We start from the raw sequence: 11,201 nt of genomic DNA on the forward strand, positions 1-11,201 counted from the left end.
CGGGAGGGGAGGGATCGGCGCCGGCCGGGCGGCCGGCGCCGGCTTGCGTCAGTTCGACTTCGTCACGCCCCGCAGGCGGATGAGATTGTCGGGATAGGTCTCGAAACCCTCGACATTGGTGCGCAGCACGAAGGGCGAGTTCTGGTGGTAGGTGTAGATGATCGGCAGCTCCTCCTGCAGGATCGCCACCACCTGCCGGTACAGCTCCTGCCGCTCGGCCTGATCGGTGATGGTCCGCGCCTCCTTGAGAAGGCGGTCGACCTCCTCGTTGCACCAGCGCGAGTCGTTGTTCGAGCCGTCGCAGGCGAGGTGCGAATAGGAGTTGCCGTCCGGATCGACGCGGCCGGACCAGCCGCTGGCGGTGGCGATGAAATTGCCCTGCTGCATCTCGGCGAGCAGCGAAGCGAACTCCATCGGGCGCAGCGTCACGTCGAAGCCGGCCTCGGCGACCATCGCCTGGATCAGTTCGCCGAGCTGGGCGGCCTGCGTGGAGGTGGCGATCGTCAGTTCCACCGGCAGGCGGTCGATCCCGGCTTCGTCGAGGAGCGCGCGGGCCGCCTCGACGTCGCGCGTCGTCACCTCGACGGACGGATCGTGATAGGGGCTCGCGGGAGAGAAGGGCTGCTGCGCCGGCTCCCAGATGTCGTTGCCGACGATCTGCGCGATGATCGACTTGTCGATGGCGAGCTGGAACGCCTGCCGTACGCGCGGGTCCTGGCCCAGCGGATTCTCCGAGCGCGGACCGTTGTTCGTGTTGATGCGGATGCCCTGATAGCCGAGCGTCGGCGCGATCACGAGTTCCAGGTTGGAATTGCCCTCGACCGCCTGCTTGTCGGACGGGGTCATGCGCTCGATCAGGTCGAGATCGCCCGACTGGAGGTTCGCCAGACGCACCGTGCCGTCCGGGATCGGCAGGAAGATCACCTGATCGAAATGGTAGTCGTCGGCCGCGTAATGGTCCTCGAACTTGGACAGAACGATGCGGTCGTTCTGCGTGCGGCTCTCGAACTTGTAGGGGCCCGAGCAGACCGGCGTCCAGCCGTCGGCCTGATCGAAGGAGGCGGGCGACATCATGATGCCGCCGCGATCCGAGATCTGCGCCAGGAGCGGCGCGTTCGGCTCGTCGAGCACGAGGCGGACCGTGAATTCGCCGTCCACCTCGACGCTCTGGATCGCCGAGATGTCCGTGCGCACGAGGCTGTCGGGCAGCGTCAGGGCGCGTTCGATGTTGGCCTTCACCGCCTCGGCGTTGAAGGGCGTGCCGTCGTGGAAGACGGCGTCCTCGCGAAGGTTGAAGGTCAGCTCGGTGTTGTCCTCGTTCCACGACCAGTCCGTGGCGAGGGCCGGCGTGAATTCGAGCTCCGGCGAGATGTCCACCAGCCGGTCGCACATCGAGGCGTAGACGATGCGGCCGACGAAGGTGCGCGAGCGATGCGGATCGAGGAGATCGGGATCCTCCGCAAGCCCGATGCGGAGCGTGGACTGCTGTGCCATGGCCGGCAGAGCCGTCGTGGCGGCGAGCATCAGCGCGAGGATCGCGGTTCTCTTCGTCATGCGCATTCTCCTGTTTCCGGTTGGTGGATCACTCTCGTCGCCGTCCTCAGCCGGCGAGCGTCACGCCGCGCAGCCGGATCATGCCGTCCGGGTACCCCACGAAGCCCTCGAGGGCGTTCGTGTGCGCGAAGGGGTAGGGCAGGTAGTAGAGGTAGACGATCGGCTTATCCTCCCCGAGGATCGCCTGCGCCTGCGCGTAGAGCGCCGCCCGCTCGCCCTGGTCGTCGATCGAGCGGGCCTCGTTCAGCAGCCGGTCGACCTCCGCGTTGCAGTATTTGCCGTCGTTCAGGCCGCCCTCGCAGGTGACGTGCTGGTGGATGTTGCCGTCGGGATCGACCCGGCCCGACCAGCCGGACTGGCCGACCTCGAAGCGCCCTTCGCGGAGTTCGCTCTGCAGCGCGGCGAATTCGGTCGGGCGCAGCGAGATGTCGAAGCCGGCCTCGGCGCCCATCGCCTGCACGATCTCCAGCACCTGCGACATCGTGGTGTTGTTGCCGTAGCTCAGCTCGAAGGCGACGCGCTCGTGCCCGGCCTCGGTGAGAAGAGCCTTGGCGCCCTCCACGTCGCGGCCCGTTCGGTCGAGGTCCGGCTCATAGGCGAAGCTGGCGGGCGGGAACGGCTGATAGGCCGGCTGAAACGTTCCCCCGCCGACGGCCTGATTGATGATGTCGCGGTCGATGGCGAGATCGAAGGCGCGCCGCACGCGCGCGTCCGACAGCGGGCTCTCCGGGTCGGTCAGGTTGAAGGCGAGCGCCTGGTAGCCGAGGCCGGTGACCGGCACGACGGTGAGGTTGGCGTTGCCTTCGGCCGCCGGAAGGTCCGTCGCCGCGATCCGCTCGATGAGCTGAAGATCGCCGGACTGGAGGTTGGCGAAGCGGACCGTGGTGTCGGGGATCGAGCGGTAGATCACGCGATCGATCGGAAAGTTCTCGGCGTCCCAATGGTCGGCGAACTTCTCCAGCGTGATGTTGTCGTTCTGGACCCGGCTGACGAACTTGTAGGGTCCCGAGCAGACCGGTTCCGCGTCGGGCGCCGTGTTCTCGAAGCTCGCGGGCGACAGCATCATTCCGGCACGGTCCGAGAGCTGCGACAGGAGCGCGGCGTCCGGCGCCGACAGGTTGAGCGCCACCTCGAAGGGGCCGGTCACCTCGACGCTCTCCACCGAGGCGAGCTCGGAGCGGCGGAGCGAGTCCGGCAGTTCGCGGGCGCGATCCAGATTGGCCTTCACGGCCTGCGCGTCGATCGACGTGCCGTCGTGGAAGACGGCGTCCTCGCGAAGCTGGAAGGTGAGCACCGTGCGATCCTCGTTCAGGCTCCACTCGGTCGCGAGCGAGGGCACGAACTGGAGGTCGGGCGTGATGTCGACGAGCTTGTCGCAGAGCGACTGGAACACGATGCGCCCGACGAAGGTGCGGGCCCGGTGCGGATCGAGGATGTCGGGGTCGTCCTGAAGGCCGATGGAAAGCGTCGTCTGCGCGCCGGCGGCGCTCGCGCCCATCGTCAGGGCGAGTGCGGCGAGACCGACGCTGGAGAGCCGTCCAGCCCGGCCGTTTGCTTTCGACATGATGTGATTCCTCCCGATAGGGGGCCGGACGCTCATGCGTCGAGGCCGGGTCTTGAAAGCGCGCCGGACTGGGCGCGCCGATAGAGCTCGAGGCGCGTGTCGCGCTTCGTGGCGGTCGCGGCGGCGACGGCGGCCAGCGGCGCGCTGGCGCCCGCATCCGCGATCTCCTTCCAGAAGTGGCATGCGACGCTGCGTCCGCCCTCGACCGGCTCGAGCTTCGGGTGCTCGGCCGAGCAGAGCGGCCGCGCGTGCGGGCAGCGCGTGTGGAAGCGGCAGCCGGAAGGGAGCGCGGTGGGGCTCGGCACGTCGCCTTCCAGAAGCGTGCGAGGGCCGCGCGCCGCGACGGTGGGGGCCGGGATCGCCTTGAGGAGCGCCTGCGTATAGGGGTGCAGCGGGGCGTCGTAGAGCCCGTCGACGGGCGCGAGTTCCACGATTTCGCCGAGATACATGACCGCGACGCGGTCGCTCATGTGACGGATCACGGCCAAATCGTGCGCCACGACGAGAAGCGTCAGGCCGAGGCGATCCTTCAACTCTTCTAGAAGGTTGATGACCTGCGCCTGGACCGAGACGTCGAGCGCCGAGACCGGCTCGTCGCCGATGATGAGCTTGGGCTCGCTGGCGAGCGCGCGGGCGACGCCGATGCGCTGGCGCTGGCCGCCCGAAAACTCGTGCGGATAGCGCTCGGAGAACTCCGGCCGCAGACCCACGGTGCGAAGAAGCTCCGCGACGCGCTCGTTCGCCGCGCGCCCGCTCGCGATCCCGTGGAGGCGGATCGGCTCGCCCACGATCGCGCCGACGCTCATGCGGGGGTTCAGAGAGGCGAACGGGTCCTGGAACACGATCTGCATCTCGCGCCGCAGAGCGCGCATCTCGCCGACCGGAATGTCGGTGATGTCGCGGCCCTCGTAGAGGACGCGGCCCTCGCTCGGCTGGATCAGGCGGAGGAGAAGGCGCCCGAGCGTGGACTTGCCGCAGCCCGATTCGCCGACGACGGCGAAGGTCTCGCCGCGTCCCACGGCCAGGGAAACGTCATTCACCGCGTGAACGGTCGGCTCGACCTTGAAGAGCGAACGGCGGCCGCCGAAGCGGCGGTGGAGGTTGCGGCCTTCGATGATCGGATCGGCCGGCGCGTTGGGGTCGACGAACGCGCTCATGCCGCCACTCCAAAGCTCTTTTCGAGCGGGGCGTACCAGCAGGCCGCGCGATGGTCGGGACCCAGCTCGGCGAGCGGGGGCGGTTCGGCCGCGCAGCGGGCGTCCCCGAAGGGGCAGCGATCGACGAAGCGGCAGCCCTTCGGCATGGCGTCGAGGGGCGGGACGGAGCCCTCGATCGTGGCGAGACGGCCCGAGCGCTTGCCGAGCGAGGGCATCGAGCCGAGCAGGCCGATCGTATAAGGATGCTGCGGGTCGTCGAAGATCGCGGCGACGGGACCCTTCTCGACGATCTTGCCGGCGTACATCACCGCCACTTCGTCCGCGACCTCCGCGACGACGCCGAGATCGTGCGTGATGAGGATCATCGCCGTTCCCGTCTCCTCCTGAAGCTTGGAGACAAGCGAGAGGATCTGCGCCTGGATGGTCACGTCCAGCGCCGTGGTGGGTTCGTCGGCGATGAGCAGGCGCGGACGGTTCGCCAGCGCCATGGCGATCATCACCCGCTGGCGCATGCCGCCCGAAAGCTGATGCGGGAAGGCGTCGAGCCGCTTTTCGGGCGCCGGAATGCGGACCAGCTCCAGCATCTTCAGCGCTTGTGCCCGCGCCTCGGCCTTCGAGACCCTGGAATGGCGGCGCACGCCCTCGGCGATCTGGTGGCCGATGGTGAAGGCCGGGTTGAGCGAGGTCATCGGCTCCTGGAAGATCATCGCGAGCTGGTTGCCGCGAAGGTCGGCCCGCTCCCGCTCCTTCATGGCGAAGAGATCGCGCCCCTCGAACGTCGCGGTGCCGGAAACGATGCGCGCGGGCGGCGAGGGCAGAAGACCCATCAGCGCGAGCGAGGTGACGCTCTTTCCGCAGCCGGATTCACCGACGATGCAGAGTGTCTTGCCGCGATGGACGTCGAAGGACACGCCGTCGACGAGATTGACGGGCGCGCCGGCCGAAAAGGACAGCGAGAAGTTCTCCACGCTGAGAAGCGGTGCGTCGGTCCGGGTTCCGGGCGGCGTCAAATCGCGGTTTCCTTCAATGCCGCGCCGTCGGCGCGGTCGAGGAGTTCGCGGCTCCCCGCCGCCTCCGCCTCGTCCCCGCCGATGATCAGCGCCTTGAGCTGCGTGTCGATGCTGGTGATGTGAACCGCCATGGCGCGCTCGGCCGCCGGTCCGTCCCGCCGCGCGATGGCGGCGACGATGTCGTCGTGCTGGCGAAACACGCGCTCGCGACGCTCCGGCGTGCGGACGGCGGCGCGCAGGTGGCGCCACTCGCTCTCCTTGCGGACCTGCTGGACGGCGTCGAGGATCGAGACGAGCATCACGTTGCCGGACGCTTCGGCGATCCGCCGGTGAAAGGCCGAATCCCAGATCTCCCAGCCGTCGTCGTCGGAGGCGGCGACGACGCGGCGCGCCAGACGCTGCAAGGCCTCGATGTCCTCACGGCTCGCCTTCAAGGCCGCGATGCGGGCGAGCCCCGGCTCGATGAGAAGCCGCGTCTCCATGACTTCGGCGGGGTTGGTGACGATGGCGAGGGAGGCGATGGCGCCGCGCTGGCTGGGACGTTGCCCGGCAAAGGTCCCCTTGCCCTGCTGACGCCAGACCGTTCCCTCCGCTTCGAGCACCTCCATCGCCCGCCGGACGGCGCGCCGACCGACGGACAGCATGTCCGCGATTTCCCGTTCTGGTGGAAGCCGATAGCTCGGCTCGTCGCGATGTTCGCGGATCAGCGTCCGTATGCGCTCCAGAGCGAGCGAGGAGTTGGATCCCGATGCGACCAACGAAGCTGAACCTTTGAAAGCGAACCATTCACGACTTTGGTTCGCTCATGGTTGCCTCCCTTCCCGAAGCGAGTCAACGCCGGGAGTGCCTCAACATTGTGCGTGCAGCGCACAAAGGCATGCCAGCGCGCCCTCTTCGGCGGCGCGAGTTCGGGGAACCGGTCCGGGCGGCGATGGCATGGCGCCGGATCGCGCTCCGGCTGTGCAGCTTCTGAGCGCGCGTGCGAGAGCGCGGGATCGCTCTTCTGTCGCGTCCTGATGTCGGGACGAGGCCGTGGACGGAGGCCTGCCCGTCCGCCGCGTCTGCAGAGTGCGTTAACTAAGCAGCTGAACTTGCAAGTATAACGATTCTTCAACCTGTATCGTTATGACAATATTCAAACTCCTATGAACATATCGTCATTAGGCAGCATGAAGCTTCCCGAACCGGTTGGAGAATTAACCCAACATTCATGAAAGGAGCCAGCAATGGCCCTGCGTCTCTCTACTTCCGTATGCCTTCTGGCTTTCGCAGCGAGCGTCTCGACGGCTTCGGCGCAGACCGCTTCGGAGGATCTGAGCGTCACGCTGGAGGTGGCGTCCGAATGCTCGGTGACGACCACCGCGGTTGCGTTCTCCGGTTACACCGGCACGGCCAACTCGGACGCGGCCGGCGAGATCAACGTCACCTGCACCGACGGCGCGTCCTACAGCGTCACGCTTGCGGCGACGAGCGGCGGTTCGGGAACGCGCACGCTGACCAGCGGCTCGGATACGCTGAACTACTCTCTCTACTCCGACAGCGGCCGCAGCACGCTTTTCCCCGAAAGCTCCGGCGAAGCCCGGAACGGAACGGGCGCGTCCCAGACGATCCCGGTCTACGGCCGCGTCGCCAGCGGCCAGGCGGTGAAGGTGGGCAGCTATTCCGACACCGTGACCGTCACCGTCACCTACTGATCCGCCGGTCGAAGAGGACATCATCCCATGCGTCAGATCGCCTTCGCCCTCGCAGCGCTGATCGCCACGCTCGGTGCGGCCGATGCCGCCTCGCTCCGCGTCTCGCCCACCGCGCTCAAGCTCGATCCCAGATCCGGGGCGACGACGGTCCGGGTCTGGAACGACGATCGGCAGGCGATCAACGTCCAGGTGCGCGTGTTCAAGTCGACCATGGTCAACGGCAAGGAGCGCCTGGAAGCGACGCGCAGCGTCGTCGCCAGCCCGCCGATGACCCAGCTTCGTCCGGGCACCGAAAACCTCGTGCGGGTGGTTCGCGTGCCCGGAATGCCGGTCGACGCCAGCGAGCGGTTCCGCCTGCTCGTCGACGAGATTCCCGATCCCTCGCGGCTGCGGGCGGGGACGGTCAACGTGCTCGTGCGCCACTCCATTCCCGTCACCATCGGGGGGCGGTGAGGGGACCCAAGTCCCCCAGCCCGAAAACGGCGGGGCAAGCCGCAGATGGCGACGCGGATCTTCCTGGCAGCAGCTTTCGGACTGGCACTGGCGGCCCCTCTTCTGAGGGATGCCTCCGGTGCCGTTCCCGATTCCGCCGGTACGGTCGCCCCGGACGCGGACGACCAGCCGCTCGACCCGATGGATCTGCCTCTGGACCCGATGGATCTTCCCCTCGATCCGATGGACCAGCCGTTGGACCCGATGGACCTGCCCTTGGACCCCATGGACCTGCCGCTCGATCCGATGGATCTCGCAGCCGATCCCATGGGGGTGGACCAGACCACCGGCTTTCTGCCGTCCGACCTCTATCTCGAGATCTTCGTAAACGGCTATGCCAGACGCGGGATCGTCGGCTTCCGCCCTCGGGACGACGGAGACTATTCGGTCGATCCAGAGGATCTGGAAAGGGCCGGGCTCCTGGCGACGGGCGCGAGCACCGACGAGGACGGTCGCGTTCTCCTGTCGACCCTCCCGGACACGACCTTCCTCTACGACGAGGCCGGTCAGTCGATGCATTTGACCGCGCCCGATCACCGGCGCGTCGCCGACGTTCTGGACACGGGCGGCGCGCGCTCGGCCATCGCGGCCCGCGACTACGACCTCGCCGCGACCGAGAGCGGCTGGGGCGCCTTCGCCAATTACAGCCTGTTCGCCGCCGGCGGCGCCGACCGCGCGATGGACGGTTTCGGCTTCGAGGGCGCGTCCGGCACCTTCGACACCTATCTCTACTCGCCGCACGGGGTGGTGGACGCCGGCTTCATCGTCAACACCTCGAGCGACGGCGTCTACGGGTCGCGCCGGCTCGGCACCAGCTACACCTACGACGACCGCGAAGCCATGCGGCAGTACCGCATCGGCGATCTGGTGACGGGCGGCCTGACATGGACGCGCCCGACGCGCCTCGGCGGCGTTCAGATCCGCCGCGACTTCGGCCTGCGCCCGGATCTGGTGACCTTGCCCATTCCCGGCCTGTCGTCGAGCGCGGCTCTGCCGTCCACGGTGGACGTCTACATCAACGGCACGCAGGCCTATTCCACCGACGTCGATCCCGGCCCGTTCCGCCTCGCCAATCTGCCGATCGTGACGGGGCGCGGAACGGCGCGCGTGGTGGTGCGTGACGCGAGCGGGCGCGAGACCGTCAGCGAGAGCGCCTTCTACACCTCCGACCAACTCCTCGCGCCCGGCCTCTTCGACTATTCGGCCGAACTCGGCTTCGGCCGAACCTTCTACGGGCAGGAAAGCTTCAGCTACGACTCGCGGCCCATGGGCTCGGGATCGGTCCGCTACGGCTTCAGCGAGACCACGACCATCGAGGGCCACGCCGAGGGCGGCGGCGGGTTGATCAACGCCGGGGCCGGCGTCGTTCAGGCGGTCGGCGCGCGCTCGCTCGTCTCGCTGGCGGCCAGCGCCAGCCGGTCGGACAACGGGGAGGGCGCCTCGGCGCATCTGGCCGTCGAGACGCAGATCGGCCCGGCGCGGCTGCGGGGGCGCGTGCAGCACTCCTTCGGCGAATATGACGACATCGCCTCGATCATCGATCAGGCGGCCCGCTCGGATTTCGGCCCGCTGTCCGTCCCGCTCCCGACGCGTCCTCCGCGCATGAGCGCGCAGGCTTCCATTTCGGTTCCGGTCCCGCGCAGCCGGGGCTCGGTGAGCCTCGGTTACGCGCAGTCCGAGACGGCGGGGGGCGAACGCGCGCAGATCGTCTCCTTCACCTGGAACCAGCCGGTCCTCAAAGGCTCGGGCACGCTCTACGCCGCCGGCTTCACCGATCTGGCGCGCGGGCAGACGAGCATCTACGCCGGCTACACCCACGCCTTCGGCGGCGGCACGTCCGCCTCTCTGGCCGGGAGCGGCCCGGACGGGGCGCGCGGCGCCGTGTCCTTGAACCACAATGGCGGGCGGGAGATCGGCTCTACCTCCTGGGCGCTCGAGGCGGGAATGGGGGTCGACGACACCGTGCGGGCCGCCGGCCGGATCCGCCATCGCACCGCCAGCGCGGAATACACCGCCTCCACGAGCGGCGGCGTCGATCGCGCGACGCGGGCCGACGCACAGATGGACGGCGCGGTCGTTCTGGCGGGCGAGGGCTTGTTCTTCGCCAACCGCATCACCGACAGCTTCGCCATCGTCGATGTCGGCGCGCCGGACGTCGACGTGACGCACGAGAACCGTCCGGTCGGGCGGACGGGCCGCAACGGCAAGCTTCTCGTCTCCGATCTGCGCGCCTTCCAGGAGAACCGGATCGCGATCGACCCGAGCAATCTGCCGATCAACACGAGCATCAACGCGACGCGCGAGATCGTCGTCCCCGGCCAGCGCGTCGGCGTCAATGTCCGCTTCGAGGGCGCCGGGGCGTCGAACGCCGCGCTCGTCACTTTCCGGGACGCGCGCGGCGCGGTGCTGCCGCTGGGCTCGTCCGGGCAACTGGATGGTCGCGACGAGCCGTTTCTGGTCGGCTATGACGGGCAGAGCTACGTGGACGGTCTGACCGCCCAGAACCATGCCGTGATCGAACTGCCGACGGGCGAGCGGTGCGAAGCGCGCTTCCCCTTCGCCGATCTGACGGGTGGAGCGCAGGCGGCCCTTCCCGACGTCGTCTGTGTTCCGATGGCTTGAGGGGCTCCGCGATGCCAAACTCTTCCGCGCCCCGGACGGCCGTTCGCATCCTCCCGGCCCTTGCGCTCCTCGCCTTCGCGTCCGCCCTTTTCGGTCCGGTCGATTCTGCCCGGGCCGCCAGCTGCACGGCGACGGTGGAGGATGTGGATTTCGCCTCCGTCGATACGCTCGCCGGAACGCCCACCGACACGGCGAGCCGCATCGCGATCGGCTGCGACGGCATTTCCCCGCAGGCGAGCGAGCTTCTGGTCTGCATCCATCTCGGCTCGGGCGGCGCGCCCACGCGGGGCGGGGACCGCACGCTAGCCGGTTCGGATGCCGGAGGGGAGCGGCTCGCCTACCGCCTGTTCGCAGACCCCGCGCGCCAGATTCCGTGGGGCAGCGTCGAGGAACCCGCCCTCGGCTCGCCGCGCTCGGTGCTGCTCGCGGTCCACGACGGCTCGGCCTCCGGCGACCTCGTCCTCTATGCGCGCGCCCTGGGAGGACAGAGAACGCTCCGCGCCGGACCCTATTCGAACGCCTTTTCGGGCATCGATACCTTCATGACCTTCCAGGAGGGGCGGGACGGGGACTGCAACCGACGCGAAGGGGCGGTCGAGGCGATGGTCTTCCAGGTCCGCGCTCGCGTCGACGAGAACTGTCTCATCTCGACGCAAGACATCCATTTCGGCCAGCATGGACTGCTGACGAAGCCGATCGACGCGCTTGGCGGGATTGAATTGTCGTGCACGCCGGGCGCGGACTTCTCCGTCGCGGTCAATGGCGGTCTCAGCGGAAGCAGCGATCCGACGCGCCGCCTGATGCGCTCGGGCCCCAACACGCTGGTCTACGGCCTCTTTCTCGACGAGGCCCGCTCACGGCCCTTCGGGGCGACGGAATCCTCGCTCGCGCACGGGACCGGCACCGGCGCCGGCATCCTCATCCCCGTCTACGGCCGCGTCCTGCCCCAATCCATCGCGCCCGGCATCTACTCTGACGTCGTCGGCGTGACCGTGACCTACGGCTTCCCCAAATAGGGGTGCTGCGCGCGGTAGGCCCTTCCGGCCGGCTGTGCTATCTCAGGGCGGACTCGAAGAGACTGGAGCGATCGATGCTGACCGTCGACTTC

Annotated in this window: 9 protein-coding genes; 4 read left to right on the top strand and 5 right to left on the bottom strand. The window is 68.4% G+C overall.

Features of this window, described 5'->3' with window-relative positions; translation table 11 throughout:
- Positions 1 to 48: 48 nt before the first annotated feature.
- The 5 genes from AC6R2M_RS06545 to AC6R2M_RS06565 are packed head-to-tail and all read right to left on the bottom strand — an operon-like array spanning position 49 to position 6,043.
- The gene (locus tag AC6R2M_RS06545) at positions 49 to 1,554 is read right to left on the bottom strand and encodes an ABC transporter substrate-binding protein (protein WP_500486653.1); all 1,506 of its coding nucleotides are present in this window, start codon (positions 1,552 to 1,554) and stop codon (positions 49 to 51) included.
- A 46-nt stretch (positions 1,555 to 1,600) separates the two neighbouring features.
- On the bottom strand, positions 1,601 to 3,118 hold the full coding sequence (locus AC6R2M_RS06550) for an ABC transporter substrate-binding protein (RefSeq protein ID WP_500486655.1): 1,518 nt from the start codon (positions 3,116 to 3,118) through the stop codon (positions 1,601 to 1,603).
- Positions 3,119 to 3,150: 32 nt separating this feature from the next.
- Positions 3,151 to 4,275, bottom strand: a complete 1,125-nt coding sequence (locus AC6R2M_RS06555) for an ABC transporter ATP-binding protein (RefSeq protein WP_500486657.1) — start codon at positions 4,273 to 4,275, stop codon at positions 3,151 to 3,153.
- Positions 4,272 to 5,285 (bottom strand): ABC transporter ATP-binding protein, encoded by a 1,014-nt coding sequence (locus AC6R2M_RS06560; protein WP_500486659.1) that lies wholly within the window; start codon positions 5,283 to 5,285, stop codon positions 4,272 to 4,274. The genes AC6R2M_RS06555 and AC6R2M_RS06560 overlap by 4 nt, the downstream gene beginning before the upstream one ends.
- Positions 5,282 to 6,043, bottom strand: coding sequence for a FadR/GntR family transcriptional regulator (locus tag AC6R2M_RS06565; protein ID WP_500486661.1), 762 nt, complete (start codon positions 6,041 to 6,043; stop codon positions 5,282 to 5,284). Before AC6R2M_RS06565 ends, AC6R2M_RS06560 begins: the two co-directional genes overlap by 4 nt.
- A gap of 468 nt (positions 6,044 to 6,511) precedes the next feature.
- On the opposite strand from AC6R2M_RS06565, the gene AC6R2M_RS06570 reads away from it, so the two are divergent.
- Genes AC6R2M_RS06570 through AC6R2M_RS06585 form a run of 4 tightly spaced genes read left to right on the top strand, consistent with a single transcriptional unit; the run spans position 6,512 to position 11,109 of the window.
- Positions 6,512 to 6,979, top strand: coding sequence for a Csu type fimbrial protein (locus AC6R2M_RS06570; protein WP_500486663.1), 468 nt, complete (start codon positions 6,512 to 6,514; stop codon positions 6,977 to 6,979).
- A gap of 27 nt (positions 6,980 to 7,006) precedes the next feature.
- Entirely contained in the window at positions 7,007 to 7,432 is a 426-nt protein-coding gene (locus AC6R2M_RS06575) for a fimbrial biogenesis chaperone (RefSeq protein WP_500486665.1), read from the top strand.
- A gap of 45 nt (positions 7,433 to 7,477) precedes the next feature.
- Positions 7,478 to 10,093 (top strand): fimbria/pilus outer membrane usher protein, encoded by a 2,616-nt coding sequence (locus tag AC6R2M_RS06580; RefSeq protein WP_500486667.1) that lies wholly within the window; start codon positions 7,478 to 7,480, stop codon positions 10,091 to 10,093.
- 11 nt (positions 10,094 to 10,104) lie between these two features.
- The gene (locus tag AC6R2M_RS06585) at positions 10,105 to 11,109 is read left to right on the top strand and encodes a Csu type fimbrial protein (RefSeq protein WP_500486669.1); all 1,005 of its coding nucleotides are present in this window, start codon (positions 10,105 to 10,107) and stop codon (positions 11,107 to 11,109) included.
- Positions 11,110 to 11,201: the final 92 nt, after the last annotated feature.

Source organism: Aureimonas sp. CAS (genome assembly GCF_059838215.1).